The organism is Pseudomonas parakoreensis, from assembly GCF_021602155.1.
In the GTDB taxonomy this organism is placed as follows: domain Bacteria; phylum Pseudomonadota; class Gammaproteobacteria; order Pseudomonadales; family Pseudomonadaceae; genus Aquipseudomonas; species Aquipseudomonas parakoreensis.
Genome location: NZ_BQHY01000001.1, coordinates 87,575 through 113,939, shown reverse-complemented (window position 1 = coordinate 113,939; position 26,365 = coordinate 87,575). Strand labels below are relative to the sequence as shown.

The 26,365-nt window shown below is 62.7% G+C and carries 23 protein-coding genes; 5 read left to right on the top strand and 18 right to left on the bottom strand.

The annotated features are described in order from the left end of the window. Positions 1–54: 54 nt before the first annotated feature. The 18 genes from L6D63_RS00455 to L6D63_RS00370 form a co-directional block, all read right to left on the bottom strand. Positions 55–894 (bottom strand): urease accessory protein UreD, encoded by an 840-nt coding sequence (locus tag L6D63_RS00455; protein WP_131670999.1) that lies wholly within the window; start codon positions 892–894, stop codon positions 55–57. A gap of 30 nt (positions 895–924) precedes the next feature. Further along, entirely contained in the window at positions 925–1,623 is a 699-nt protein-coding gene (gene urtE, locus L6D63_RS00450) for an urea ABC transporter ATP-binding subunit UrtE (RefSeq protein WP_003221219.1), read from the bottom strand. Between the two features lie 120 nt (positions 1,624–1,743). Continuing rightward, complete coding sequence (urtD, locus tag L6D63_RS00445) at positions 1,744–2,613, bottom strand: urea ABC transporter ATP-binding protein UrtD (RefSeq protein WP_047291029.1); 870 nt, start codon at positions 2,611–2,613, stop codon at positions 1,744–1,746. Next, positions 2,610–3,689 carry an urea ABC transporter permease subunit UrtC gene (gene urtC, locus L6D63_RS00440; RefSeq protein ID WP_047291030.1) on the bottom strand — a complete coding sequence of 360 codons (1,080 nt, stop codon included), beginning with the start codon at positions 3,687–3,689 and terminating at the stop codon, positions 2,610–2,612. The genes urtD and urtC overlap by 4 nt, the downstream gene beginning before the upstream one ends. Beyond that, positions 3,689–5,191, bottom strand: a complete 1,503-nt coding sequence (urtB, locus tag L6D63_RS00435; protein WP_047291031.1) for an urea ABC transporter permease subunit UrtB — start codon at positions 5,189–5,191, stop codon at positions 3,689–3,691. Before urtB ends, urtC begins: the two co-directional genes overlap by 1 nt. A gap of 236 nt (positions 5,192–5,427) precedes the next feature. Continuing rightward, entirely contained in the window at positions 5,428–6,693 is a 1,266-nt protein-coding gene (gene urtA, locus L6D63_RS00430; protein ID WP_027613564.1) for an urea ABC transporter substrate-binding protein, read from the bottom strand. A 315-nt stretch (positions 6,694–7,008) separates the two neighbouring features. After that, positions 7,009–8,019: a FecCD family ABC transporter permease gene (locus tag L6D63_RS00425; RefSeq protein WP_047291032.1), complete on the bottom strand. Its 1,011-nt coding sequence runs from the start codon at positions 8,017–8,019 to the stop codon at positions 7,009–7,011. Continuing rightward, positions 8,016–8,963, bottom strand: a complete 948-nt coding sequence (locus L6D63_RS00420; protein ID WP_047291033.1) for an ABC transporter substrate-binding protein — start codon at positions 8,961–8,963, stop codon at positions 8,016–8,018. The genes L6D63_RS00425 and L6D63_RS00420 overlap by 4 nt, the downstream gene beginning before the upstream one ends. Next, positions 8,960–9,748 (bottom strand): ABC transporter ATP-binding protein, encoded by a 789-nt coding sequence (locus L6D63_RS00415; RefSeq protein ID WP_047291034.1) that lies wholly within the window; start codon positions 9,746–9,748, stop codon positions 8,960–8,962. The genes L6D63_RS00420 and L6D63_RS00415 overlap by 4 nt, the downstream gene beginning before the upstream one ends. 170 nt (positions 9,749–9,918) lie before the next feature. Further along, complete coding sequence (locus L6D63_RS00410; protein ID WP_131671000.1) at positions 9,919–12,042, bottom strand: TonB-dependent receptor; 2,124 nt, start codon at positions 12,040–12,042, stop codon at positions 9,919–9,921. Between the two features lie 150 nt (positions 12,043–12,192). After that, on the bottom strand, positions 12,193–13,572 hold the full coding sequence (locus L6D63_RS00405; protein ID WP_131671001.1) for a PepSY-associated TM helix domain-containing protein: 1,380 nt from the start codon (positions 13,570–13,572) through the stop codon (positions 12,193–12,195). Positions 13,573–13,689: 117 nt separating this feature from the next. Next, positions 13,690–15,810, bottom strand: coding sequence for a TonB-dependent copper receptor (locus tag L6D63_RS00400; RefSeq protein ID WP_047291037.1), 2,121 nt, complete (start codon positions 15,808–15,810; stop codon positions 13,690–13,692). A gap of 85 nt (positions 15,811–15,895) precedes the next feature. Continuing rightward, complete coding sequence (locus tag L6D63_RS00395) at positions 15,896–16,336, bottom strand: DUF2946 domain-containing protein (protein ID WP_047291038.1); 441 nt, start codon at positions 16,334–16,336, stop codon at positions 15,896–15,898. Between the two features lie 21 nt (positions 16,337–16,357). Further along, positions 16,358–16,834 (bottom strand): copper chaperone PCu(A)C, encoded by a 477-nt coding sequence (locus tag L6D63_RS00390; RefSeq protein WP_047291039.1) that lies wholly within the window; start codon positions 16,832–16,834, stop codon positions 16,358–16,360. Positions 16,835–16,882: 48 nt separating this feature from the next. Next, positions 16,883–17,281: a DUF2946 domain-containing protein gene (locus L6D63_RS00385; protein WP_047291040.1), complete on the bottom strand. Its 399-nt coding sequence runs from the start codon at positions 17,279–17,281 to the stop codon at positions 16,883–16,885. 349 nt (positions 17,282–17,630) lie between these two features. Further along, positions 17,631–18,359, bottom strand: a complete 729-nt coding sequence (locus L6D63_RS00380; protein WP_047291041.1) for a cobalt-precorrin-6A reductase — start codon at positions 18,357–18,359, stop codon at positions 17,631–17,633. Then, the gene (locus L6D63_RS00375; protein WP_047291042.1) at positions 18,356–19,453 is read right to left on the bottom strand and encodes a cobalt-precorrin-5B (C(1))-methyltransferase; all 1,098 of its coding nucleotides are present in this window, start codon (positions 19,451–19,453) and stop codon (positions 18,356–18,358) included. Before L6D63_RS00375 ends, L6D63_RS00380 begins: the two co-directional genes overlap by 4 nt. Next, positions 19,446–20,657 (bottom strand): bifunctional cobalt-precorrin-7 (C(5))-methyltransferase/cobalt-precorrin-6B (C(15))-methyltransferase, encoded by a 1,212-nt coding sequence (locus L6D63_RS00370; protein WP_047291043.1) that lies wholly within the window; start codon positions 20,655–20,657, stop codon positions 19,446–19,448. Before L6D63_RS00370 ends, L6D63_RS00375 begins: the two co-directional genes overlap by 8 nt. 229 nt (positions 20,658–20,886) lie before the next feature. On the opposite strand from L6D63_RS00370, the gene L6D63_RS00365 reads away from it, so the two are divergent. The 5 genes from L6D63_RS00365 (at position 20,887) to cobJ (ending at position 26,039) form a co-directional block, all read left to right on the top strand. Next, on the top strand, positions 20,887–21,543 hold the full coding sequence (locus L6D63_RS00365; protein WP_131671002.1) for a hypothetical protein: 657 nt from the start codon (positions 20,887–20,889) through the stop codon (positions 21,541–21,543). A 147-nt stretch (positions 21,544–21,690) separates the two neighbouring features. After that, positions 21,691–22,989 (top strand): precorrin-3B synthase, encoded by a 1,299-nt coding sequence (cobG, locus tag L6D63_RS00360; RefSeq protein ID WP_302183227.1) that lies wholly within the window; start codon positions 21,691–21,693, stop codon positions 22,987–22,989. Beyond that, the gene (locus L6D63_RS00355) at positions 22,982–23,608 is read left to right on the top strand and encodes a precorrin-8X methylmutase (RefSeq protein ID WP_047291046.1); all 627 of its coding nucleotides are present in this window, start codon (positions 22,982–22,984) and stop codon (positions 23,606–23,608) included. Before cobG ends, L6D63_RS00355 begins: the two co-directional genes overlap by 8 nt. Then, on the top strand, positions 23,605–24,339 hold the full coding sequence (locus L6D63_RS00350; protein ID WP_373873743.1) for a precorrin-2 C(20)-methyltransferase: 735 nt from the start codon (positions 23,605–23,607) through the stop codon (positions 24,337–24,339). Before L6D63_RS00355 ends, L6D63_RS00350 begins: the two co-directional genes overlap by 4 nt. Beyond that, positions 24,339–26,039 carry a precorrin-3B C(17)-methyltransferase gene (cobJ, locus tag L6D63_RS00345; RefSeq protein ID WP_047291047.1) on the top strand — a complete coding sequence of 567 codons (1,701 nt, stop codon included), beginning with the start codon at positions 24,339–24,341 and terminating at the stop codon, positions 26,037–26,039. Before L6D63_RS00350 ends, cobJ begins: the two co-directional genes overlap by 1 nt. Positions 26,040–26,365: the final 326 nt, after the last annotated feature.

Here is a 26,365-nt window from a genome sequence, read left to right as displayed (position 1 = left end):
TACAGCAAGATCAAAAGATTGCAGCCTGCGGCAGCTCCTACAGGGGAATGCATTTCAGGTGTTCCAGATTCTGGGTGGCTGGGCCTCGCGGCCTAGCAGAGCCGGGCGTAACAAGCGCCATAAATCGATGAGCCAGGCACTGGCGAGCAGTGCTTCTGACGCCAGACACCGAGCCACCAACAGGCCGGGCAACTGGGTCAAATCCCCGCGCACGGCATGCCCCAGCGAACGACAGCGCTCCAGCAGCTCGGCATCAATCTCACCAGTGACCAACAATGTGGCGAACACCGGACGGCCATCCAGGCCGATGGGCGAATCCAGCAAACCGTCACCGCCAGTAATCCTCTGACGCTCGTGCCAGAGCAATCGCCCGTCGCGGCGGATATCCAGATGCGCCTGAAAGTGTCCGAGGTCGAAGCGCTCGCCACTGGCCGGTCGGCCCAGTGCCACCACGTCCCAGTAGAACAGCCGCGCATCGCCTTCAAGCTCGATCGAGGTGGTGAGTTCAGCCTGAGCGGCGCTGTAGACGATGGTTTCCTGCGGCAGCCACTCCAGCGTCGCGCCGGCCGCGACTTGCAGCTCGAGCTGTTGATACGCCGGCCCCGCCGCGCGATACCACTTGGCGGCGCCGGGGCTGGTGATCTGCGCCCAGGCGTCCTGTTCGACGCGGGCGCTGATGTTCAGCCGGTCACCGCCGGCGATCCCGCCCGGCGGATGGACGATGATGTGTTGGCAGACCTCGGGGCCTTCGGCGTACAGGTGCTTCTGCACCCGCAGCGGCCCCAGATGCCGGCGCTTGACCGGGCGCGTGCAGTCACCGAAGCGGGCGTAGGCCAGTTCCAGCTCGGCGTGCCAGCTCGGGGTAAACAGGGCAGTGGAAAGCGGTAAGTTCATGGTTTGTGATTATCGTTAGGAAGCTACAGATTAAATTGTTACCAGACCTCGTACACCCTCGGCCTCCATATTTTCGCCGCGACCCTGTTGCACGATCTCGCCCCGGGACATCACCAGGTATTGATCGGCCAGCTCCGCAGCGAAATCGTAGAACTGCTCCACCAGCAAAATGGCCATGTCGCCCCGCGCCGCGAGCTTCTTGATCACGGCGCCGATCTCCTTGATCACCGAGGGCTGGATGCCTTCGGTGGGTTCGTCGAGGATCAGCAAACGCGGACGACTGGCCAGCGCGCGACCGATAGCGAGCTGCTGTTGCTGGCCGCCGGACAGGTCGCCGCCTCGGCGCTGCTTCATTTGTAGCAGCACCGGGAACAATTCGTAGATGAAACTTGGGACTTCCTTCGCTTCACTGCCGGGAAACCGCGACAAACCCATCAGCAGATTCTCTTCCACCGTGAGCCGGCCGAAGATTTCCCGGCCCTGTGGCACATAGGCGATCCCGGCGTGCACGCGCTGGTGCGGCTTGAGTGTGGTGATTGCCTTGCCCTCCCAGTTCACCACGCCTTCCTTGGCCGGCAACAGGCCCATCAGGCATTTGAGCAGGGTGGTCTTGCCCACGCCGTTGCGCCCGAGCAGGCAGGTGACTTCGCCGACGTTCACGTCGAATGAGAGGCCACGGAGGATGTGGCTACCGCCGTAGTATTGGTGCAGTTTGTCGACTTGCAGCATTCTCAAAATCTCCTCAAATCCCTGTGTAGGAGCTGCCGAAGGCTGCGATCTTTTGATCTTGTTTTTAAGATCAAGATCAAAAGATCGCAGCCTTCGGCAGCTCCTACAGGGGATGGATCATCAGCGGCCGAGGTAGACCTCGATCACCCGCTCGTTTTCCTGCACCTGCTCCAGCGACCCTTCCGCCAGCACGCTGCCCTGATGCAGCACCGTGACGTGGTCGGCAATCGAGCCGACGAAGCCCATGTCATGCTCCACCACCATCAGCGAATGCTTGCCGGCCAGCGACTTGAACAGCTCGGCGGTGAATTCGGTTTCGGCATCGGTCATGCCCGCCACCGGTTCGTCGAGCAGCAGCAGTTGCGGGTCTTGCATCAGCAGCATGCCGATCTCCAGAAACTGCTTCTGGCCGTGTGACAGCAGGCCCGCCGGGCGATTGATCGAGGTGGTCAGGCGAATGGTTTCCAGCACTTCGCTGATGCGCTCGCGCTGCTCGCCGCTCAGGCGTGCGCGCAAGCTGGCCCACACCGACTTGTCGGTTTTCTGCGCCAATTCCAGGTTCTCGAACACGCTCAGCGCTTCGAACACCGTCGGCTTCTGGAACTTGCGGCCAATCCCGGCCTGGGCGATCTGCACTTCGCTCATTTGCGTCAGATCCAGGGTTTCGCCGAACCAGGCCTTGCCGTGACTGGGGCGGGTCTTGCCGGTGATCACGTCCATCAGCGTGGTCTTGCCCGCGCCGTTGGGGCCGATGATGCAGCGCAACTCGCCGACGCCGATGTACAGGTTCAGATTGTTCAGGGCGCGAAAACCGTCGAAGCTGACGCTGATGTCTTCCAGGGTCAGGATCGTGCCGTGACGGGTGTCGAGGCCCGGGCCGACGCGTTGGCCGAGGCCGATCGAGTCACGGCTGGTGCCTTCGTCCTTGTTCGGTTCTACGGGGAAAAACGCCGGTTCGAGCATGAATTCAGCACTCGCTGTGACTCTCATTGTTCACCTCGTTTCTTCAGCAGGCCGATCACACCTTTGGGCAAATACAACGTCACGACGATGAACAGCGCGCCGAGGAAGAACAGCCAGTATTCGGGGAACGCCACGGTGAACCAGCTCTTCATGCCGTTGACCACACCGGCGCCGAGCAGCGGCCCGATCAGCGTGCCGCGACCGCCGAGGGCGACCCACACCGCCGCTTCGATCGAATTGGTCGGCGACATTTCGCTGGGGTTGATGATCCCTACTTGCGGTACGTACAACGCCCCGGCCAGACCGCACAGCACCGCGCTCAAGACCCAGACGAACAGCTTGAAACCGCGCGGGTCGTAGCCGCAGAACATCAGGCGGTTTTCCGCATCGCGCAGTGCGGTCAGCACCCGGCCGAACTTGCTCTGCGCCAGACGCCAGCCGATGAACAGACTTGCCACCAGCAACAGCACGGTGGTCAGAAACAGCACCGCGCGGGTACCCGGTTCAGTGATGCCGAAGCCGAGAATCGTGCGGAAATTGGTGAAGCCGTTGTTACCGCCGAAGCCGGTCTCGTTGCGGAAAAACAGGAGCATGCCGGCGAAGGTCAGGGCCTGGGTCATGATCGAGAAATACACGCCCTTGATCCGCGAGCGGAAGGCAAAGAAACCGAACACCAGCGCCAGCAGACCCGGCGCCAGCACCACCAGACACATCGACCAGATAAAACTGCTGGTGCCGCTCCAGTACCACGGCAGTTCGGTCCATGACAGAAAGGTCATGAACGCCGGCAAGCCGTCACCGGCGGCCTGGCGCATCAGGTACATGCCCATCGCATAACCGCCGAGGGCGAAGAACAGCCCGTGGCCCAGCGACAGCAGCCCGGCGTAACCCCAGACCAGATCCAGCGCCAGAGCAACGATGGCGTAGCAGAGGATTTTGCCGACCAGCGTCAGGGTGTAGGCCGAGACATGCAGCGCGCTGTCCGCCGGCAACAGCGAGAGCAACGGCAGGGCGATCAACAGCGCGAGGATCACCGCGCCGATGGCGAGGGTGAGTTTCGGGCCGGCCTTTTGCGTGGCCGTGACAAGTAGAGGCTGGTTCATCAGTCGATCACCCGTCCTTTCAGTGCGAAGAGGCCTTGCGGACGTTTCTGGATGAACAGAATGATCAGCGCGAGGATCAGGATTTTGCCGAGCACCGCACCGATCTGCGGTTCGAGAATCTTGTTGGCGATGCCCAGGCCGAACGCCGCCAGTACGCTGCCGGCGAGTTGGCCGACACCGCCCAGCACCACCACCAGGAACGAGTCGATGATGTAGCTCTGGCCCAGGTCCGGGCCGACGTTGCCGATCTGGCTCAGCGCCACGCCACCGAGGCCGGCGATGCCCGAACCGAGGCCGAAGGCGAGCATGTCGACGCGCCCGGTGGGCACGCCGCAGCAGGCGGCCATGTTGCGGTTCTGCGTGACCGCGCGGACATTGAGGCCGAGGCGGGTCTTGTTCAGCAGCAGCCAGGTCAGCACCACCACGAACAAGGCGAAGGCGATGATCACGATGCGGTTGTACGGCAGCACCAGATTCGGCAGCACCTGAATGCCGCCGGACAGCCACGCCGGATTCGCCACTTCAACGTTCTGCGCACCGAACAGCAGGCGCACCAGTTGAATCAGCATCAGGCTGATGCCCCAGGTGGCGAGCAGGGTTTCCAGTGGCCGGCCGTAGAGGTGACGAATCACTGTGCGCTCCAGCGCCATGCCGATTGCTGCGGTGACGAAGAACGCCACCGGCAACGCGATCAGCGGATAGAACTCGATCGCCTGCGGCGCGTAGCGCTGGAACAGCAACTGCACCACGTAGGTCGAGTAGGCGCCGAGCATCAGCATCTCGCCGTGGGCCATGTTGATCACCCCGAGCAGGCCGAAGGTGATCGCCAGACCGAGAGCCGCGAGCAGCAGAATCGAGCCGAGCGACATGCCGCTGAACGCTTGACCCAACACTTCACCGATCAGCAGTTTGCGCTTGACCTGCGCGAGGCTGGTTTCGGCGGCGGTACGTACACCGGCATCGCTTTCGACGCCGGGTTCGAGCAGTCCTTCCAAGCGGGTGCGGGCCAGCGGATCGCCGGTTTCGCCGAGCAGGCGTACGGCGGCCAGACGCACCGCCGGGTCACTGTCCACCAGTTGCAGGTTGGCCAGGGCCAGGCTCAGGGCGGCGTGGACATTCTCGTCTTTTTCGCCAGCCAGTTGCTGGTCGAGGAATTTCAGCTGCGCGGGTTTCGCGCTTTTCTGCAATTGCTGCGCGGCGGTCAGACGGGTTTTGGCGTCGGCGGCGAGCAATTGGTGGCTGGCCAGAGCGGTGTCGATCAGACCCCGCAGGCGGTTGTTCAGGCGCAGGGTTTTGGTTTGGCCGTCGAGGGTCAATTCGCCTTGCTGCAGGGCGTTGATCAGTTCGATGCGCGCCGGCTCGGGCTGCGCAGCCCAGGCTTCCAGCAGTTTGGCCTGTTGCACCGGGTTGGCGGCGACGAAGTCTTCGGCGTCGCCGGCAAAGGCCGTCATCGGCAACAGCAGTGCGATGGCGAGGATGAGGCGGTAAAGGGCGGTGGGCATGGTAAGTCGCCTTGACACGGACATTGTGGGAGCTGGCTTTGTGGCGAGGGGATTCATCCCCGATCGGCTGCGAAGCAGTCGCAAAAACAGTCGCCGCGATTCACCGGTACATCGCGCCTGTAGCATTTGGGGTCGCTTCGCGACCCATCGGGGATGAATCCCCTCACCACGAAATATTGTTCCCACAGGGGAATCGAGTCGGCCTCACGCCAGGCGCGAGGCCGACACCCAATGGCTCAGTTGCTCTTCACCGCATAATCCGGTTTCTTGTCGTTGCCATCGATAAACGGACTCCATGGCTGAGCGCGGATCGGGCCTTCGGTCTGCCACACGACGTTGAACTGACCATCGTTCTGGATCTCGCCGATCATCACTGGTTTGTGCAGGTGGTGATTGGTCTTGTCCATGGTCAGGGTGTAACCGGACGGCGCGGCGAAGGTCTGGCCGGCGAGTGCTTCGCGGACTTTGTCGACGTCGGTGGACTTGGCTTTCTCCGCCGCTTGCGCCCACATGTGGATGCCGACGTAGGTGGCTTCCATCGGGTCGTTGGTCACCGCTTTGTCCGCGCCCGGCAGGTTGTGTTTCTTCGCGTAAGCCTTCCAGTCAGCGACGAACTTCTTGTTCACCGGGTTCTCCACGGACTCGAAGTAGTTCCACGCCGCGAGGTTGCCCACCAGCGGTTTGGTGTCGATGCCGCGCAGTTCTTCTTCACCCACCGAGAACGCCACCACCGGTACGTCGGTCGCCTTCAGCCCCTGGTTGGCCAGCTCTTTGTAGAACGGCACGTTGGAGTCGCCGTTGACTGTGGAAATCACAGCGGTCTTGCCGCCGGCGGAGAACTTCTTGATGTTGGCGACGATGGTTTGATAGTCGCTGTGACCGAACGGGGTGTAGACCTCTTCGATGTCCTTGTCGGCCACGCCTTTGGAGTGCAGGAACGAGCGCAGGATCTTGTTGGTGGTGCGCGGGTAGACGTAGTCGGTGCCGAGCAGGAAGAAACGCTTGGCGCTGCCACCTTCTTCGCTCATCAGGTATTCAACGGCCGGGATCGCTTGCTGGTTCGGCGCAGCGCCGGTGTAAAACACGTTCGGCGACATCTCTTCGCCTTCGTATTGCACCGGGTAGAACAGCAGGCCGTTGAGTTCTTCGAACACCGGCAGCACCGATTTGCGCGACACCGAGGTCCAGCAGCCGAACACTACCGCGACCTTGTCCTGGGTCAGCAACTGTCGGCCTTTCTCGGCGAACAGCGGCCAGTTCGATGCCGGGTCGACCACCACCGGTTCGAGCATCTTGCCGTTCACCCCGCCCTTGGCGTTGATCTCGTCGATGGTCATCAGCGCCATGTCCTTGAGCGACGTTTCGGAAATCGCCATGGTCCCGGACAACGAATGCAGAATCCCCACCTTGATGGTCTCGGCGGCCTGGACAGTCCAGGTCATGCCCATCGCGGCAATGGATGCCGTGAGTGTGAAAGCCTTGATCAAACTGCGACGCTTCATTGTGCGATCTCCATGAACGTTAAAGTTTTTTATGGTTGGCAGATGCGGACGACTGAAGGGTGTTTTGCAAGGGCTGTGCCCGGTCGGGATCGGACAGGAAAATGTCGGTTTAGAGCGGTCGCGCGTGGGCAGTGCGCACCATGAAGGGACGAGTCACGTGTCACGGTGCACTCGTGTGCGCCAGATTAGGGCGCGCTCTGATCCTGTAGGAGCTGCCGAAGGCTGCGATCTTTTGACTTTGATTTTCAATGATCAAAAGCAAGATCAAGAGATCGCAGCCTGCGGCAGCTCCTACAGTTTTTGATCGATGTTGGATCAGCGGCGGCGCATCAGGCCGATGAAGAACAGGCCGCCGATGGCCGCGGTGGCAACGCCGATGGGCAGGTCTTCCGGCGCGATCAGGGTTCGTGCGGCCACATCGACCCACACCAGAAACAGGCTGCCGAGCAGCACACAGGCCGGCAGCAGACGGCGATGTTCGGCACCCACCAGACGGCGGGCAATGTGCGGCACCATCAGTCCGACAAAGCCGATCGAACCACTGATCGACACCAGCACCCCGGTCATCAACGAGGCGATCACAAACACCCGCAAACGCACCGCCCGAGCGTTCAGACCGAGGGTCACGGCGGTCTGCTCGCCAGCCATCAGTGCATTCAACGGGCGGGCCATGCCCAACAGCAAAACCAGGCCAAGCAGCACGCTCAGCGCGGGTATCGTCAGCAGCTCCCAGCGCGCCAGGCCGAGGCCGCCGAGCATCCAGAACATCACCGCCGAACTGGCGCGATGGTCGCCCATGAACAACAGCAGGTTGGCGATCGCCATCATCACGAACGACACCGCCACGCCGCACAGCAGCAAGCGGTCGCTGTCGAGTCGACCCTGCCGGTTGGCGATGCCCAGTACCAGAAACATGCTCAGCAATGCACCGATGAACGCGGCAATCGGCAAGGTCAGCAGTCCGACGATTTCACCGATATGCAGCACCACGATCACTGCGCCGAGGGTTGCGCCGGAGGTGACGCCGAGCAGGTGCGGATCGGCCAGAGGATTGCGCGTCACCGCTTGCAACACCGCGCCGATCAACGCCAGCCCGGCACCGACCAACGCCCCGAGCAACATGCGCGGCACGCGGATCAGCCAGACAATGTGTTCCTGCCCGGCGCTCCAGCTCACCTCGCCGAAACCGAAGGCCTTGTGCAGCAGAATCCGCCACACCACGTCCACCGGCACCCGCGCCGGACCAAAACCGAGCGAGACCACGCACGACACCAGCAACAGGGCACCGAGGGCGGTGAGCAACAGGGCGTAGCGCCGGTCGATCATTCGCCGTGGAATCCTTTGGCCAGGGTTTCCACCGCCAGCACGTTATCGATCCCCGGCGTGGCCTGCACGTAAGGGATGACGATGAAGCGCTGGTTCTTGATCGCGTCCACCGATTGCAGCGCCGGGTTGTTCAGCAGAAATTCGATCTTCTGCTCGGCAGTGATTTCGCTGTAGTCGACGATCACGATCACCTGCGGATTGCGCTCGACCACGGTCTCCCAGTTGACCCGGGTCCAGCTCGCTTCGACGTCATCGAGAATGTTGCGCCCACCCGCCGCGTCGATCAGCGCCTGCGGCATGCCGAGACGTCCGGAAGTCATGGCGCGGTCCTCGCCGCTGTCGTAGAGGAACACGCGCGGCTTGTCGGCGGGCAGGTCTTTGCGGATCTCGGCGACTTGATTCTGCATGTCGGCGATCAGTGCGTTGGCGCGATCCTGTACGTCGAAAATCTTTCCGAGATTGCGCAGGTCGTTGTAGGTGTCATCCAGCGTCGCCGCCGGGCGCTTCATCACGAAGGCGCAGGATTCGGTCAGCTCATACACGTTGATGCCCAGTGGTTGCAGGGTCTGCGGCGTCAGGTCGCCACCGACGCGCATGCCGTAATCCCAGCCGGCGAAGAAAAAATCGACGTTGGCGTTGAGCAGGGTTTCCACCGATGGATATTTCGCAGCCAGCTCCGGCAAACCGTCGAGCAACGACTGCATCTCGGGCGTCACCGACTTCCAGCCGCTGACGCCGCTGTAACCGGCCATGCGCGATTTGAGGCCGAGGGCGAGCATCATCTGGGTCATGTTGATGTCGTGGCTGACCGCGTGCTGCGGCGCTTCATTGAAGGTCACCTCGCGGTTGCAGCTCTGGATCGTCAGCGGGTACTTCGTGGCCTCGGCGAAGGCGTGGGTGGTGCCCAGCAGCAGAGCGAGGCAAAGCAGGGAGCGCAAAGTCATGGTCGGGTTATCCAGGTGATTCGCGGGTAGCCGTGGAGGGGGTGTGGATCAATCAATGCTTCGACGCCGAACACGTCACGCAGCAGTTCGACGGTCAGGACTTCTTGCGGGGTGCCGCTGGCGACGATGCGACCGTGGTTGATCAAATACAAACGGTCGCAGAACGCGGCGGCCAGGTTCAGGTCGTGGATGCTCGCCAACGTGCCGATCTGCAAACGCTTGACCAGTTGCAGCAGTTCCAACTGATAACGCGGGTCGAGGTGGTTGGTCGGTTCGTCGAGGATCAACAGTTGCGGTTGCTGGGTCAGGGCGCGGGCAAGGATCACCCGCTGCTTCTCACCGCCGGACAGCGTGGCGAACGCATGGTCTTCGAAGCCGTCGAGGCCGACGGATTTGAGCGCTTGCGTCGCCAGATTGCGATCTTCCAGTGTGTCGCCATCGAACAGGCCTTTGTGCGGCGTGCGGCCCATGGCGACCACTTCTTCGACGGTCAGGCCAAAGGCATCGGGGAATTCCTGCAGAACCACGGCGATGCGTTTCGCGCACCAGCGCGAGGATTGCTTCCACACGTTGTGGTGATCGAGTCTGACCTCGCCGCTTTCCGGCTGACTGAAGCGATAGGCGCAGCGCAGCAGGCTGGTCTTGCCGCTGCCGTTGGGGCCGATCAGCCCGACAAACTCACCGGCGGCCACCTGCAACGAGGCATCACGCAGCTGGAACTGGTGATGGCAGTGGCCGTGGCCCAGAGGTGTCCAGGCGAGGTTGGCGAGATTTAGCGAGGTCATCAAATTCCTGAATTCGTTAGATCATTTGTGGTGAGGGGATTTATCCCCGATGGACCGCGCAGCGGTCCCAAAACCTGTAATCACGATTTGTCAGAAGACTGTATTCATCGGATTGCGACGGCTGCCGCCGATCGGGGATAAATCCCCTCACCACAGGAATGTTTGAGCTTTTAGAAGGTGTAATCCGCCGTGACGAAGAACGATCTCGGTTCGCCGAGAATCCATTGCTGGCCGTCATTGTATTGGCTTTGTGCGTACCGGCGGTCAAACAGATTGTTCAGCTGCAGGCCCAGCGTGGTGTTGCGCAAGGCTTGCCACGACAGCGTCGCATCGACCACGGTGTAACTCGGCAGCTCGTTGCGGTTGGCCATGTCGGCGTAGCGCGCGTCGACATAACGCACGCCGGCGCCAGCCTTCAGATCATCGCTGAGGTTTTTATTCAGCCACAGATTGGCGGTTCGACGCGGTACATCCACCGGGCGATTGCCGTTGTACGACAGCGTCTGTCCGTTGACCACTTCGGAGAAGTCATCGTACTTGGCTTTGACGATGGCGGCGTTGGCCTGCAGTTGCCAGGCGTGCGGCAGTTGCAGGTCGAGGCTGGCTTCAAAACCGTTGGACGATTGCTGACCGACCTGCTGCTTGAGCGTCGGGTTGCCCGGATCGTCGGTCAGCAGCTTCTTCTTGACGATGCGATAGGCCGCCAGGGTGAACTCGCCGCGTTGATCCCAGAACAACTGCTTCAGGCCGACCTCGGTCTGGCGTGCAGTCGACAGGTCGTATTGCTGCTGACTCGGGCTCAGGGATATCAGGCCGCCAATGCCGTCGGTGCTGGTCGCGACCTGAGCGTAAAACGAAGTCTCGGGCGTCAGGGCAAACACCAGTCCAGCCTTCCAGTTATTGCCGGTCAGGGTCTTGTCGCTCTGGCTGTCGTCGACCAGGTTGTTGCGATCCACCTGCACATAGTCACGGCGCACGCCGGTCACCAGCGACCAGCGCTCGCTCAGTTGCGTGCGGTTTTCGCCGAACACTGACATCTGTTTGGTGGTGCTGTCGAACTGGTCGCGGTACGGATTGGCGCTTTCGAAATAGCCCGGCTGCGGGTGATACAGATCCAAAGCCTGACCGTTGGGCAACACGTCGTTGAACGGCGAGTTGCTGTTGAGCTGGAAGCGGATGCGGTTGTAATCGACGCCAGTCACGGTCTGGCTGTCGAGGCCAAACAGCGAGTGCTTGAAGGTGAAGGTCTGGCGGTCGCCGACCTGTTCCTGCTGGTGGCCGATGCCGAAGTAGCCGCTGCGGCTGAGCTGTTGCGTGGCGGTGTCGAAGTTGTAGTTCTCGGCGTTCTGCCAGCGGCGCCGGGCCTTGAGGTAGTACAGCTCGTTGCTGGCACTGACGGCGTTGTTGATCTGCCAATCGGTGGTCAGGCGCGTCCACTGATCGTTGTAGTGCTGCTGGTCGTCGCGCACGTTGTAGTTCTTGTAGCGCAGGCTGTCTTTCAATTGGCCGTTGATCAACGGCGTGCCGAAGTCGTTCTGCGGGCGCTGATCGCCGTAATCGTGGGCGAGGGTGAAGGCCAGGTCGTCGGTGGCCTGCCAGCGCAGCGCGGCACTGATGAAGTCGCCGGAGGAATCACCGCGATCGACCCAGCCGTTGCTGCGCAGACGATTGAGATTGAGCCGATAGCTCAGGGTGTCGCTCAGCGAGCCGCCGCTGTCGAACGCCTGCTGCTGACGGTCGTAGGAGCCGTAGCCGAGGCGCAAGTGGTTTTCGATGTCGCCCTCGAACGGTTTCTTCGGGATCACGTTGACCACCGCGCCGGTCGCGCCTTCGCCGTACAGCACCGAGGCCGGGCCGCGCAGCACGTCGACGCGCTGCACCGACCAGGTGTCGACCGGAAAGGTCACGGTGCCCATGCCGGTGTACATGCGGTTGCCGTCATACAGCTGCATCACCGAACTCTGCCCGGTAAAGCCGCGTGCCTGCAGCGAGGTGCCGCCATCGCCCGGAGTGCCGGTGCGGCTGATGCCGGTGCTGCGCGACACGGCGTCCTGCACGCTGCGATCGCCACGGGCGCGCACCTGCTCGCCGCTGAGGCTTTCGACGCTGGCCGGGGTCTCCATGGCCGTCAGGTTCAGGCGCGAACCGGCGGTGGTCGGCGTGGTCAGGCTGACGTTTTCGTCATCCATGGCCGGAGCGCTGATGGTGCCGGTGGGCAGCGTCAGCGGCTGGCTGTCGGCGTTGGCGTTGTTCAGGGCGAACAGGCAGAGGCTGGACAAGAGGTACTTGTTCATCGGGGCGGTGAATCACTTCTTCAAAAGAAAGCCCGCAACTTTTGATCGCGGGCAGAGCGGCACATTTGCGTTATACAGTAACACTAAAATCTGCCGGAGTTTAAACCCCGGCAGTTTAAAGATCTGTCTGAAACGCGCATCTCGCCTGCTTCACGTTGAAGTTGAGGCAGATTCAGCTTGGCGCCCCAGACGCGACAACAGCAGGCGATCCAGCAGCCAGACCAGCACCAGCGAAGCGCCCACCAGCGGAAAGGTCACGGCCAGAGCGAGCATGATCGCCACGCCGGTTTTCCATTTCGGCAGGTCATGGCGCAGCGGCGGCACGCCGAACTTGCCCTGCGGACGGCGCTTCCACCAGATCACCACACCGCTGACGGCGCTGAGCAGAATCATCAGGCAGATCAGCAGCACGACGATCTGGTTGAAAGTGCCGAACATCTTGCCCTCATGCAGCATCACACCGATTTCCGTGGCCCGTGCCACCGCGCCGTACTGCTCGAAACGCACATCGGCGAGGACCTTGCCGGTGTACTGATCGACATGCAGGGTCGCATCGTTACGCGGGTCGTCGGCGAACACGGCAATGGTGAATACCCCGGTCGCGGTGGTCGGCAGAGTGATGCTGTAGCCGGGTTCGACCTTGCGCTCAATGGCGATGTTCTGCACGTCTTGCAGGCTGATCGCGGGCGCTGCGGGACCGTGTTGCATGCCGCCGTGGGCCATGTGCTCGGCGTGGTCACCGGACATCGGCATCGGCGTGTTTTCCATCGCCCATGGCACGGTCTGGCGCGCGGCGTTGTTGAGGCTGCCGGCCTCGACGTCGGAGGTCGGCACGTTGTTCCACATCGCGGCCGGGAACACGTTCCAGACCTGGGCATATTGCTTGCCCCAGAAGCCGGTCCAGGTCATGCCGCTGAGCAGCATCACCAGCAACAGTGCGGCGCCCCAGAATCCGGTGACCGCGTGCAGGTCACGCCACAACACGCGCCCGCGACTGCTCAGACGTGGCCACAGAATCCCGGCGGCCTGCCCGCGCGGCCACCACAGGAACACTCCGGACACCACCAACACCACACCCCAACCGGCGGCGAGTTCGATCAAGCGGTCACCCACGGTGCCGATCATCAACTCGCCGTGAATGGCGCGGGCGATGGCTTGCAGATTTTTCTTCGCATCCTGTTCGCCGAGGATGTCGCCGTGGTACGGATCGATGAACACGTTGAGTTCATGACCCTCATTCTTGACGACAAACTGAGCGCTGCGTTCGGCGTTAGCCGGTGGCAGGTATTGGGTGATCTGACCTTGTGGATAAGCGCTCTTGACCCGTTGCAGCAGATCATCGGCCGGCACCGTGTGATGCCCGGCCGGAACCTTGAGCAGGCTGCTGTACATCAGTGAGTCGAGTTGCGGTTTGAACAGGTAGACGATGCCGGTCAGGGCCAGCATCACCATGAACGGCGCGACGAATAATCCGGCATAGAAATGCCAGCGCCAGGCCAGGTTGTAGAAATTCGGTTTGGGCTTTTGCATCACGTTTGCTCCGCTTGGCGAATCATTTTTTTAGATCAAAAGATCGCAGCCTTCGGCAGCTCCTACAGGATCTACGCGCTCCCCTGCAGGAGCCTGCGATCTTTTGATTTTTTCTTGTCAGAAACTCATGTCGACCTTGGTCCAGAGCGTGCGCCCCGGCTCGTTGATCGCTTGCGGGTCGTTGGCCGGGTAGCCGAAACCGGCGTTACCGGCCAGGTTCAGGTGCTCGGCGTAAGCCTTGCCGAACAGGTTGTCGACGCCGGTGCTGACCTTCCAGTTCTTGTTGATCCGGTAGGCGCCGTTGAGCGAGAACACGCCAAAGCCGCCGCTCTTGTCGTAGTCCTTGCCGACCACGTTGCCTTTGTTCTGGTCGATGCGGTTTTGCGCCGCGACCACGCGCCACAGCGCCCCGGCGCTCCAGTGGTCTTCGCTGTAGGTCAGGCCGAAGCGGGCATCCAGTGGCGGCATTTGCGGCAGGGCCTTGCCATCGCTGCTGTTCTTGCCCCAGGCGTAAGCCAGGGTCGCGTCGGCTTTCCAGTTATCGGTGAGTTTGTAGGCGGCGCCGAGTTCGCCACCCATGATCCGTGCGTCGATGTTTTCCGCGCGCGAAGTGCTCATGCCCATCATCGTTGGCGTGTAGTCGAACAGGATGTAGTCGCGCACCACACCGACGTAGCCCGAGGCCCAGGCTTCGAGTTCGGCGGTCTTGTAGTTCACGCCGAAGTCGAACTGGGTGGTCTTTTCCGGTTTGATCGAGTCGAACGCATTCAGTGAACCGGCCGGGCCGGACTTCGGTGAAAACAGCTCCCAGTAATCCGGAAAGCGCTGCGCGTGACCGAGGCCGGCGTACAGCGTGGCCGGTGTGTCGGCCAGGTCATGCTCGTAGCGCACGAAGCCGCTGGGCAAGGTGTCGGCGCGGGTCTCGTCGGCGGTCGGATTTGGCCGGCTCATCATTCCCGAACCAATGCGCTGCCGGTAATCCTTGGCCGAAGCACGGTCGACCCGGGCGCCGGTAATCAGCCGATCGCGGTCGGCGGCGTACCAGGTCATTTCGCTGAACACGCCGTAGTTATGGAAATCGGCGTCCTTGGTGTAGGGCTGATCCTTGTAGGTGTCGATGCCCATGCCGCTGCGCTGGCGGTGTTCGTTGGTCTGCGCATCGAGGCCGGTGATCAGCTGGATGTCGGCCCAGCGCCAGGTCGCCTTGATCCGCGCGCCGAGGGTCCGGCGGTCGACGTTGGAGGCCATGGGCCCGGCCATCATCCCGGTGCCGGACGGTGTGCGCAGGGTGTAGTTGTCCATCACGTGGTCGGCGTAGTTGTAGTAGACCTGGGCTTCGAGTTTCTCCAGTACGTCAGTGATGTTGGATTTTTCGAAGCGCAGGCCGAGGCTTTCGCGCAGGAACTGCGAACCGTCCATGCCGCGTCCGGCGTAACGTGCTTCGCCGTCGCCCTTGCCGGCGGTGAGTTCGATCAGGGTGTCGGCGTCCGGGGTCCAGCCGAGCGCGATATCACCGTTCCACTTGTCGTAGCGCGAGGCAACGATGTCGTTGTTGCCGTCGCGGTAGTCGTCGGAGTGCGCGGTGTTACCGATCACCCGCACGTAGCCCAATGGCCCGCCGGCAGCGGCGTCGACGACCTTGTCGAAGCGCCCGTTGGAGCCGGCCAGCACGCTTGCATTCACCCGTGTGCCGAGTTCGCCGAAGCTTTCCGGCTCACGGTCGAAGAGGATCGTGCCCGCCGATGCGCCCGGGCCCCAAAGTACGGTTTGCGGGCCTTTGATCACCGTGAGCTTGTCGTAGGTTTCCGGCGAGATGTACGAGGTCGGTGCGTCCATCCGCCCCGGGCAGGCGCCGAGCAGCATGCTGCCGTTGGTGAGAATGTTGAGCCGCGAACCGAACATGCCGCGCAGCACCGGGTCGCCATTGGTGCCGCCATTGCGCACCAGGGCGAAGCCGGGAATGGTCTTCAGGTAATCGCCGCCATCGCTGGCCGGCACCGGTTGGCGCGGGTCCTTGGGGTTGGTGACGATGGTCAGCGGTGAACTCGGGGCGATGGCGGTGATCACCGTCGGACTCAGTTCATCAACGTGACCGGCGTGGTCATCGGCCAGCACCAGCGGGGACAGCAGGACGCCGCAAAGGGCGGCGGTGGCGTGCAAGAAACGAATGCGTGATGCGTTCAGCGCGAAGGACGCCTGGGCAGAACCCGGGCGTGGAACAGCAGAAAACCTGGACATGACAATTTCCATCAAACAGTCGTAAACGACACGGCCGGCAGCCTGAAGCTGTCTTCTCGACCGTGTGCAATCAAAGGTGCGGTGTTTACGCGGCGACGGGCGGGGCGCGGGTGCGGGCGCCGGGGAAGAAAGTCCGCCGGGCATGCCCCAGACGCGGGGAGGATGGGACGAAGGTGTTGACGTGGGCGATGCTGAATGTGGCGAACGTGCCGCCACCGGTCAGCGCCGGGCAGTTGAACAGCAGGCTGCAATAACCACACTTTTCCCACAGGGCGTGGTGCGGGGATTGCGGCGGACAGTGTTCGGCAGCCGGTTGTGCGCCGTGCGCGGCGTGATCCATACCCGGCATGGCCATGTCCATGCTCATCGGCATGGAACTCGAGGCGTGCTGATCCATCGGCATCGACTGAGAAATCAGCGGGCCGATGAAGATCATCAACATGGCGAACAGGGCGATCCAGCTACCGCAGGTCAGAGCCTGTCTCTGGCGATGCTTGCTGGACGCCCCGGCGCGTTGCGGGCGCACGGGCGTGGTCAGCCGGATCGGTTACTGGGCGTGATCGTGTGCCTTGGTTTCCGGCGGTTTCTTCTGCACCGCGACTTCGACGGTAACGTTGCCGGCCTTCTCGAAATGCAGGGTCAGCGGGAAGCGTTTGCCGTCGCTGAGCAGGCTGCGGTCTTTCGGATTGAGCAGCATCACGTGATAGGCCATCGGCGCGAACGTCACTTTGCCGCCGGCCGGAATCACCACGTTGGGCACTTGCTGCATTTTCATCAGATCGCCCTGCATCACATGCTCGTGCAACTGAGCCTTGTCAGTGATCGGCGAGTCGACGCTGAGCAGGCGATCGTCGGCCTTGCCGGGATTGCTGATCACAAAGTAAGCGGCAACCGTCGGCGCGTTGGGCGGCAGCTCCTGCGACCACGGGTGCGCGATTTCCAGCTCGCCGGCCTTGTATTCGTGGGCATGGGCGAAGCACGCCGGCAGCAACAGCGCAGCGATGACGAAGAGTTTGTTCAACATGGCAGTTCTCCAGAACGATTTGATACGCAGGTCAATTGCGAGAACAAATCAAACCAGAGGCGAGGCGCGCGGATTAAGGCTCGGCCATTGCTGGCGCGGTGTCGGTGTTTGCAACGAGGGCGGGGCCACGCTGCGATTGCTTTCGTAACGGGCAAAATACAGCTGCGGCGCATGCCCCGGCAACGCCACCAGCGGCGCTGAACCCGAGCAGCACCAGCAATGCTGCATGTTGGAATGGCTGTCGTTGGACGGGGCTTTCTGCTCCGGGGTGCCGATGTTGATCGCCACCATTTTCGTCCCGCTGCCGGTGCAGAAACTGCTCCACAGCACCTGTTCGGCCGGTGAATTGGCCGCCTGCGCCAGCGCCCCGGTCATCGGCATGGCGAGCATGTTGAACAGCACTGCAAAGCAGGCGATCCAGGCAAATGCGAGCCGGTGTCGGTTCATGGGACAGATCCGTTGGGTGGGCGATCAGACGCGGGCTATTTAGCCTGATCAGGGCCGATAAGTAAAAAGGCGTCGTGCGGTTTGGTGTCGCAGATCAATGGAAATGAGTGTAGCGGTGGAAATGTGCAACGCCAGACTCATCCACCGATCCTGTAGGAGCTGACGAGTGGAACGAGGCTGCGATCTTTTGATCTGCTTTTTAACGTTCAAGATACGAGCTGTCAGGTCGCACGCCTTCGCGGGCAAGCCCGCTCCCACAGGATCCGTGTCATACACAAACTATGCAGTCGGCGCCGACCACTGTGGGAGCGGGCTTGCCCGCGAAGGCGTACTCGAGGTCTGCACTTGGTTAAAACCGGGTGAAGGCGGCAAGGGCAGCGAAGACTTCAGACGTCGTCAGAAACTCCCGATCAACCCCCAGCAACACCGGCCGCTTCAACACAATCACCGGCACCCCCAACTCCCGCGCCACTTCCAGCTTGGGTTCGGTCGCAGTGCTGCCGCTGTTCTTGCTGATCAGGACATCGATCTGCCGGCGCTCGAACAGTGCGCGTTCGTCCTCAAGCAGAAATGGCCCACGGGCGCCGATCACTTCGCAGCGTTCGTTGCCGGGGTAGACGTCGAGGGCGCGCAGGGTCCAGAACTGGCTGGCAGGGATTTCATCGAGGTGTTGCAGCGGTTCGCGGCCGAGGGTGAACAGCGGGCGGCGGAACGGTTTGAGGGCTGCGGTCAGTTCGGCCCAGTCGCTGACTTCGCGCCAGTCATCGCCCGGTTGCGGCTGCCATGCGGGGCGGCGCAAGGCCCAGCAAGGGATGCCGCTCAGTTGCGCGGCGCGGGCGGCGTTGTGGCTGATTTGCGCGGCGTAGGGGTGGGTCGCGTCGAGCAGCAGGTCGATGCCTTCGTCGCGCATGAACTGAGTCAGACCTTCGGCCCCGCCGTAGCCGCCGACGCGTACCTGGCAGGTCAGGTCGGTCGGCACCCGGCCCACGCCGGCCAGGCTGTAGATGTGTTCTGGCCCCAACGTACGGGCGATGGCCAGGGCTTCGGTGACGCCGCCCAGCAACAGAATGCGCTTCATGCAAAACCTCCGGCGTGGCCGACAATGCCGCCCTGGCGATCAATCGCAAACACTTCGACCTGAACCTGCGCCGGCACCACGCTGCGGGCGAAAGTCAGCGCGTGGCGACAGACTTCATCGCCAAGGGCCACGCCTGCCGCACTGGCCATCGCCAAGGCCTGCTGACTGGTGTTCGCTTCACGAATACTCTGTTGCAACGCCTGGTCGGCGCCAATCGCCGCCGCCCATTCGGCCAGTTGCGGCAGGTCGATGCTGGAATGGCGCGAGTGCAGATCCATGTGCCCGGCTGCCAGTTTGCTGATCTTGCCGAAGCCGCCGCACAGGCTGAGTTTATCCACAGGCACTTTGCGCAGATGCTTGAGCACCGCGCCGACAAAGTCACCCATTTCGATCAAGGCGATTTCCGGCAGGTTGTAGACCCGGCGCATGGTGTCTTCGCTGGCGTTGCCGGTGCACGCGGCGATGTGCAGGTAACCATTGGTTTTCGCCACATCGATGCCCTGATGGATCGAGGCGATGTACGCCGCGCAGGAAAACGGCCGGACTATACCGCTGGTGCCGAGAATCGACAGCCCGCCGAGAATGCCCAGCCGTGGATTCATGGTTTTCAGCGCCAGCGCTTCGCCGCCCTCGACATTGACGGTGACCTCAAAGCCGCCGGCATAACCGCGTTCGGCGGCGAGCAGGCTCAAGTGATCGCTGATCATCTTGCGCGGCACCGGGTTGATTGCCGGCTCACCGACGCCGAGTACCAGCCCCGGCCGGGTCACGGTGCCGACACCTGTGCCCGCGACGAAGCGAATCCCCGGCGCGGCCAGCAGCCGCACGTGCGAATAGAGCAGCGCACCGTGGGTCACGTCGGGGTCGTCGCCGGCGTCCTTGATCGTTCCGGCCTCGGCGCCGTCGGCGGTCAAGCGGCAAAACTCCAGACGCATCTGCACCTGCTTGCCCTTGGGCAGGACGATCTGCACTGCATCCGCCGAGGTGCCGCCGAGCAGCAGGCGCGCGGCGGCAAGGCTGGTGGCGGTGGCGCAGCTGCCGGTGGTCAGGCCGCTACGCAGCGGCGCGGGTTGTTCGGCGGTTTCGTCACGCATCGAGGGGTTTGACCAGATCGAGCAAGGTGATCGGCAGCGCCTGCCGCCACGTGTCGAACTCACCCAGTGGCTGCGCCTGGGCAACGTGGATTCGGGTCAGTTCGCCGCCATGGCGTTCGCGCCAGTTCATCAGGGTGACTTCGCTTTGCAGGGTCACGGCGTTGGCCACCAGTCGACCACCGGGTTTGAGTTGATCCCAGCAGGTTGCAAACACGCCCTCACGGGTCACGCCGCCGCCGATGAAGATCGCGTCGGGGCGCTCCAGCCCGGCGAGCGCCTGCGGTGCGCGGCCCCGCACCAATTGCAGACCGGGTACGCCCAACGCGTCGCGGTTGTGTTCGATCAAGGCCTGTCGGCCTTCGTCCGCCTCGATGGCAATGGCACGGCAGCTGGGGTGCGCGCGCATCCATTCGATGCCGATCGAGCCGCAACCGCCGCCGACATCCCACAGCAGTTCGCCGGGGATCGGCGCAAGGCGGGCGAGGGTGATGGCGCGGACATCGCGTTTGGTCAGTTGCCCGTCGTGCTGGAATGCCGAGTCGGGCAGTCCGGCCAGACGCGACAGGCGCGGTGCGTGCGCATCGGCCAGGCATTCGATGGCGATCACATTCAGATCGGCAATCGCCGGGTCGTTCCAGTCATCGGCAGTGCCGTCGATACGCCGCTCGGCGTCGCCGCCCAGGTGTTCCAGAACACTCAGGCGACTGCCGCCAAATCCGCGCTCACGCAGCAACGCCGCGACCGCCGCCGGACTTTGCCGGTCATTGCTCAGCAGCAACAGGCGTACGCCGCTGAACAGTTGCGCATTGAGTGCCGCCAAAGGTCGCGCGACCAGCGACAGTGTCACTACATCCTGCAACGGCCAGCCGAGTCGGGCGGCGGCCAGCGAACAGGAGGATGGCGCCGGCAGGATCAGCATCTCGGCACTCGGCACGTGCCGCGCGAGGCTGGCGCCGACGCCGTAGAACATCGGATCACCACTGGCCAACACACACACCGCTTCGCCGCGCTGCTCCAGCACCGGCGCGAGGGAAAACGGGCTTGGCCACAACGCGCGTTCACCGCGTATGCATACCGGCAGCAAGTCCAGTTGCCGCTGGCCGCCGATGATCCGCGAGGCGCCCATCAGGGCGCGCCGCGCATTTTTGCCCAGGCCCTTGAAGCCGTCTTCACCGATTCCCACAACCGTCAGCCAGGGTGTCATGCCGTTCCTTAAATCCAGGGTAGATCTTCAAGGGCGGCATGATAACGCGGCGGCCGGCATCTGACGCGGGTCTGTCGTCGCAGGGGGGCGAGAGCCGACCGGAAATGTGTTGTTGAGCAATATTGGTTTTTTCAACTGCTGTTTTTGTTAGTTTGCTTCAGGTCAGTTATTTAATAAGTCTGGCGCAATAGAACGATAAATAACCAATGCCAAGTTGGCAGGAGATGATATGGATATCAGTTCCAATACACGTTTAAGTCAGAATAACGCAGTGGCCGTTAACAATATGTTATTCACCGGCCTGGAAGGTCGGGCCGAGGCCGATAACAACTTTGTGAAGCACTGCATTTATCTCGCGCAGATCAAGGCGGACGGCGTTTATAACAGCAGTACTCAGCCTGCGCAGTGGTTCGATCATTTTGCCGGCATCCTCTGGTCGTTTGGCTGGAGTCTTGAGGAACAGCCAGTGGTGCTTGTGCAGACGGCGTTTTCCGGGAGTGTGCAGGAGGCATGGCGGCGATTGACCGCGCCGTTGCTCGCGCGTTCTCAACTGACCCAGGTTGAAGCGGGACTTGCAGCGCTGGAAAAAGATGCCGCATTGTTGAAGCAGTTTTCCGCGCTGAGTGGCAAAACCTTCAACTCGCATATTTTGCCGGTCAGTCAGAACACCCGTGACGAGCTGGTGGTGGTACTCAGCCATATCCGCTTTATCAAGTTGGTACTCAATACCAACTATCTGTTCTGGCAGGTTCATCAACCGATGTCACAACTGGACATTCGCGCCAGAAAGCTGCTGATCAAGCGCCGGGCCATGGATGCCAACCGGGCAAGCGTGGAGCAAGCCATTGGCGCGCATGCGTCCAGGTTTGAGGAATACCAACTCTGAAGCAACGCCAGGCGGCGGGAATTGTTGCCTGGGTGCAGTTTCCGACCGGCAGGCATTTTCATGCGCTCGGGCAAAGCAGGCATAATGGCGACCTTTCGCCCACTACAGCGCTGCCAGCCAGCCGGTCATCCCTTGAACGAACGCCCTCTGTCCACCGCTCTGCGCCCCTCGGCTTGTCCGGGGTTGCTGCGTATCGTCCAGGCGCTGGACGGCGGCATCTGCCGGATCAAGCTCAATGGCGGCTCGATCACTGCCGATCAGGCCGACGCGGTGGCCAATGCCGCCGAGGGTTTCGCCCGTGGGGAAATCGAGGCGACCAACCGCGCCAACCTGCAGATTCGCGGCATCGGTGAGCAGTCAGCGGTATTGATCGACCGTTTGCTGGCCGCCGGCCTGGGGCCGCAAACCGCAGCGGGTGACGATGTACGTAACCTGATGCTCAGCCCGAGTGCCGGTATCGATCGGCGATTGCTATTCGATACCCGGCCTCTGGCCGAACAGATTCTGCTGACATTGCAGACGCATCCGCGCTTTCCCGAGTTGAGCGCCAAGTTTGCCGTGCAACTGGACGGCGGTGAGGCGTTGGCGATGCTCGCACATCCGCATGATCTGTGGTTGTCGGCGTTTGAGCGTGACGGTGAGGTCATGTTGGCGTTCGGTCTGGCTGGCTGCCCGACCGATCGGGCGGCCGGTGCCGTGACCCTGGAAAATGGCCATGCGCTGGTGGTCGCAGTGCTGGAGTTGTTCCTCGAGCGGGCTCGGCCAGAGCAGACGCGCATGCGCCATTTGCTTGATGAATGGCCGATGCCGGCCTTCCTCGAACAGTTGCGCGAGCGCGTGGCGATCAAAGCCGTCGTTGCCCGACAGCGCACGCCGCTGGCGGAGGCTCTGCACATCGGTGTTCACCCGCAAAACGCTGCCGACCGGGTGTATGTCGGCGCGGTGCCGGCGCTCGGCCGTCTCGACCCGGTCATGCTGCGTGGCGCCGCCCGGCTGGCCCGCGAGTACGGTGATGGCAGCCTGCGTTTCACCCCGTGGCAAAGTCTGTTGCTGCCGAACGTGAAGCCCTCCGACGCGGCGCACGTCTTGCAAACACTGACGCAATTGCACTGGCTGACCGATGCCCGTGAGCCGCTGTCCAGGCTGATTGCCTGCACCGGCTCCAGCGGATGCGGCAAAGGCCTGGCCGATACCAAACACGACGCCCGATGGCTGGCGACGCTGTTGCCACAGGCGCAGAACGTGCACCTGTCCGGCTGCCCGCGCTCTTGCGCGGCGGCCCATTGCGCACCCGCCACCTTGCTGGCGATCAGCCCCGGTCATTACGACCTCTATTTTCGCGATGCAGCGCTGCCGGGTTTCGGCACGCTGCACGCACGCAACCTTACTATTGAAGCGGCCGCGATCCTGCTCGACGCCCGCTCACGGAGCCCCCTTGATGCTTGATTACATCCGCGACGGTCAGGAGATCTATCGCAACTCCTTCGCGATCATTCGCAGCGAGGCCAATCTGGCACGCATCCCGGCCGATCTGGAAAAACTCGCGGTGCGGGTGATCCACGCCTGCGGCATGGTCGAGGCAGTCGACGGTCTGCAATTCTCCGAAGGTGCCGGCAAGGCCGGGCGCGATGCGCTGGCGGCCGGTGCGCCGATCCTGTGCGATGCGCGGATGGTTTCCGAAGGCGTGACCCGTGCGCGTTTGCCGGCGAACAACCAGGTGATCTGCACCCTGCGCGACGACAGCGTGCCCGACCTGGCCCGTGAGCTGGGCAACACCCGCTCGGCGGCGGCGCTGGAGCTGTGGCGTCCGCACCTGGAGGGCAGCGTGGTGGTGATCGGCAACGCGCCGACCGCACTGTTCTATCTGCTGGAAATGCTGGATGCCGGCGCACCGAAACCGGCGCTGATTCTTGGCTTCCCGGTGGGCTTCGTCGGCGCCGCCGAATCGAAAGCGGCGTTGGCGGCTGACAGTCGCGGCGTACCGTTCGTGATCATGCAAGGCCGGCTCGGCGGTAGCGCCATGGCCGCCGCCGCCGTGAACGCCCTCGCCACGGAGATCGAATGATGCAAGTAAAAGGACGACTGATCGGCCTCGGCGTGGGCCCCGGTGATCCGGAGCTGATTACCGTCAAAGCCCTGCGTCTGCTGCGCGAATCGCCGGTGGTGGCGTACTTCGTTGCCAAAGGTAAAAAAGGCAATGCGTTCGGCATCATCGAAGCGCACCTGCAGGACGCGCAGAACCTGCTGCCGCTGGTGTACCCGGTGACCACCGAAGTGCTGCCGGCGCCGCTGTCCTACGAGCAGGTGATCAGTGATTTCTACGACGCTGCCGCCGAAGAGGTCGCGGCGCATCTGGACGCCGGCCGCGACGTTGCAGTGATCTGCGAAGGCGATCCGTTCTTCTACGGTTCCTACATGTATCTGCATGACCGGTTGTCCACCCGCTATGAAGCCGAAGTGGTGCCGGGCGTGTGCTCAATGCTTGGCGGCGCCTCGGTGCTCGGCGCGCCGCTGGTGTATCGCAACCAGAGCCTGTCGGTGCTCTCCGGCGTATTGCCGCACGAGGATCTGAAGCGGCGTCTGGCCGACGCCGATGCGGCGGTGATCATGAAACTGGGGCGCAACTTTCCCAAAGTCCGTGCGGTACTCGAAGAGCTCGGGCTGGCCGAGCGGGCGCTGTACGTCGAACGCGCGACCATGGCCAATCAGAAGATCGTGCCGCTGGATCAGGTCGAGCCGATGTCCTCGCCGTACTTCTCGCTGATCATCGTCCCGGGCGAACGGTGGCAAGGTTGATGACGCCATCCACACCGGCCATTGTCATCCTCGGACAGAGCGCGCTGGCCACCGCGCGACGTATCCAGCAGGTGTATCCGACGGCGCAGATCCACGGCCTCGCCGGACGCGTCGAAGGCGCCGACCGCAGCTATCAGGAATTTGGCGCGACCCTGCGTGAGTTGTACCAGCAAGACACGCCGATCATTGCCCTGTGCGCGGCCGGTATTGTCATTCGCACCCTGGCACCGTTACTGATCGAGAAGGGCGCGGAACCGGCGGTACTCGCCGTTGCCGAAGACGGCAGCGCCGTGGTGCCGCTGCTCGGTGGCCTCGGCGGGGTGAATGTCATGGCCCGGGAAATCGCTGGCGCATTGCAGGTCGCAGCGGCGATCACCACCAGTGGCGAATTGCGCTTTGGCACTTGCCTGCTCAACCCACCCAGCGGCTATGCGCTGGCGGATCTGGAACTGGGCAAGCGTTTCGTTTCCGACCTGCTGGCCGGGCACAGCGTGCGCATCGAAGGTGCGGCGCCGTGGCTGGATCAGGCGCAGTTGCCGCAAGACCCGCAGGCGCAGCGCTCGATTCATGTCGGCAGTGCCGAACGTATCGCGAGCGCCTACGAGCTACTGATTTATCCGCGCAGCGTCGCGGTGGCGGTGAGTGCGCAGCTGGACGATCTGCCGAACGCTGTCCGCGCCGCGTTGCAGCAGGCCGGGGTTGCGCAGCAGGCGCTGGCTTGTCTGCTGGCGGCTGACACGGAAATGGCGGCGGCCAAACTGCGTGAAGCCGCCATCGAGTTGGGTGTGCCGCTGCGCTTTGTCGCGGCGCACAACGACCTCGACGCGTTGGCGCGTCACGCACTGCCGCAGGCCACGATCAGCCGTGCCAACGGCTTGGCGATTGCGCGCGCCGAACAGCCGCTGGACGTCGCGCAGATCGGTCGTCAGCGTGGACGCCTGGCGGTGATCGGCCTCGGCCCCGGCGCTGCCGAACTGATGGTGCCAGCGGTCAAGGCGGAATTGGCGCGGGCCACCGATGTGCTCGGTTATGAAACCTATGTGCGCATGGCCGGCCCGTTTCGCGCTGATCAGGTGCAGCACTGCACCGACAATCGCGAAGAAATGCAGCGCGCCCGCCACGCCTTCCGGCTGGCGGCCGAGGGCCGTTCGGTGATCGTCGTTTCGTCCGGCGACCCCGGCGTGTTCGCCATGGCCGCAGCGGTGCTCGAAGCATTGCACGAGTCGACCGATCCGGCCTGGCACAGCGTCGAGCTGGAAATCCTGCCGGGAGTGTCCGCTTCGCTCGCCACGGCTGCGCAAGCGGGTGCGCCGCTGGGTCATGATTTCTGCGTGATGTCGCTGTCGGACAACCTCAAGCCGTGGTCGATCATCGAGAAGCGTCTGGATCTGGCGGCCGCCGCCGACCTGGCCCTGGCCTTCTACAACCCGATCTCCCGGGCGCGTCCGTGGCAACTGGGCCGTGCGCTGGAAATCGTCGCGCAGCATCGCACGGAGGCGACGCCAGTGGTCTTGGGGCGCGACATCGGTCGGCCGGGGCAGTCCCTGCGGGTCACCACACTGGGGCAACTGACTCCGGATCAGGTGGACATGCGCACGATGGTGCTGATTGGTTCTTCGACCACGTGCACCTTCCCCAAGGCCGAAGGTGGCGTGTGGGTCTACACACCGCGCTGGTACGGCGAAAAGCCGCAGGCATGAGCGCAGGCGAGGGGGCTTGCTCCCTCGCCATGCCGGCCAGGACGGGGAGATTGTTTCCGGATTTGCCGATGTCATATCTTTCAGCGGTGCGTGTGAGATTTGCTCCACTACCGCGTGGGATCTTTCTTATGACTTACATTTTGTCGGACTTATCCTGAATCTTGATTGGCCGCAGTAAAAAGTCGATGCGCAGTTGTGCCGCCGACTTTCGCAGTTATATTGATTTTTTGATCAGGGTTGTCGCAATAACTTGTTGCGGTTACATGCGTTATCAGTTGTTTTTTAATTGTCTGTTTTGACATGTATTGAAAGTTCTGAAGTTTGAG

What these genes read in the sequence shown, in the direction of transcription:
- L6D63_RS00455 (WP_131670999.1), bottom strand. Translation starts at nt 894, where the DNA reads ATGAACTTACCGCTTTCCACTGCCCTGTTTACCCCGAGCTGGCACGCC.
- urtE (WP_003221219.1), bottom strand. Translation starts at nt 1,623, where the DNA reads ATGCTGCAAGTCGACAAACTGCACCAATACTACGGCGGTAGCCACATC.
- urtD (WP_047291029.1), bottom strand. Translation starts at nt 2,613, where the DNA reads ATGAGAGTCACAGCGAGTGCTGAATTCATGCTCGAACCGGCGTTTTTC.
- urtC (WP_047291030.1), bottom strand. Translation starts at nt 3,689, where the DNA reads ATGAACCAGCCTCTACTTGTCACGGCCACGCAAAAGGCCGGCCCGAAA.
- urtB (WP_047291031.1), bottom strand. Translation starts at nt 5,191, where the DNA reads ATGCCCACCGCCCTTTACCGCCTCATCCTCGCCATCGCACTGCTGTTG.
- urtA (WP_027613564.1), bottom strand. Translation starts at nt 6,693, where the DNA reads ATGAAGCGTCGCAGTTTGATCAAGGCTTTCACACTCACGGCATCCATT.
- L6D63_RS00425 (WP_047291032.1), bottom strand. Translation starts at nt 8,019, where the DNA reads ATGATCGACCGGCGCTACGCCCTGTTGCTCACCGCCCTCGGTGCCCTG.
- L6D63_RS00420 (WP_047291033.1), bottom strand. Translation starts at nt 8,963, where the DNA reads ATGACTTTGCGCTCCCTGCTTTGCCTCGCTCTGCTGCTGGGCACCACC.
- L6D63_RS00415 (WP_047291034.1), bottom strand. Translation starts at nt 9,748, where the DNA reads ATGACCTCGCTAAATCTCGCCAACCTCGCCTGGACACCTCTGGGCCAC.
- L6D63_RS00410 (WP_131671000.1), bottom strand. Translation starts at nt 12,042, where the DNA reads ATGAACAAGTACCTCTTGTCCAGCCTCTGCCTGTTCGCCCTGAACAAC.
- L6D63_RS00405 (WP_131671001.1), bottom strand. Translation starts at nt 13,572, where the DNA reads ATGCAAAAGCCCAAACCGAATTTCTACAACCTGGCCTGGCGCTGGCAT.
- L6D63_RS00400 (WP_047291037.1), bottom strand. Translation starts at nt 15,810, where the DNA reads ATGTCCAGGTTTTCTGCTGTTCCACGCCCGGGTTCTGCCCAGGCGTCC.
- L6D63_RS00390 (WP_047291039.1), bottom strand. Translation starts at nt 16,834, where the DNA reads ATGTTGAACAAACTCTTCGTCATCGCTGCGCTGTTGCTGCCGGCGTGC.
- L6D63_RS00385 (WP_047291040.1), bottom strand. Translation starts at nt 17,281, where the DNA reads ATGAACCGACACCGGCTCGCATTTGCCTGGATCGCCTGCTTTGCAGTG.
- L6D63_RS00380 (WP_047291041.1), bottom strand. Translation starts at nt 18,359, where the DNA reads ATGAAGCGCATTCTGTTGCTGGGCGGCGTCACCGAAGCCCTGGCCATC.
- L6D63_RS00375 (WP_047291042.1), bottom strand. Translation starts at nt 19,453, where the DNA reads ATGCGTGACGAAACCGCCGAACAACCCGCGCCGCTGCGTAGCGGCCTG.
- L6D63_RS00370 (WP_047291043.1), bottom strand. Translation starts at nt 20,657, where the DNA reads ATGACACCCTGGCTGACGGTTGTGGGAATCGGTGAAGACGGCTTCAAG.
- L6D63_RS00365 (WP_131671002.1), top strand. Translation starts at nt 20,887, where the DNA reads ATGGATATCAGTTCCAATACACGTTTAAGTCAGAATAACGCAGTGGCC.
- L6D63_RS00355 (WP_047291046.1), top strand. Translation starts at nt 22,982, where the DNA reads ATGCTTGATTACATCCGCGACGGTCAGGAGATCTATCGCAACTCCTTC.
- L6D63_RS00350 (WP_373873743.1), top strand. Translation starts at nt 23,605, where the DNA reads ATGATGCAAGTAAAAGGACGACTGATCGGCCTCGGCGTGGGCCCCGGT.
- cobJ (WP_047291047.1), top strand. Translation starts at nt 24,339, where the DNA reads ATGACGCCATCCACACCGGCCATTGTCATCCTCGGACAGAGCGCGCTG.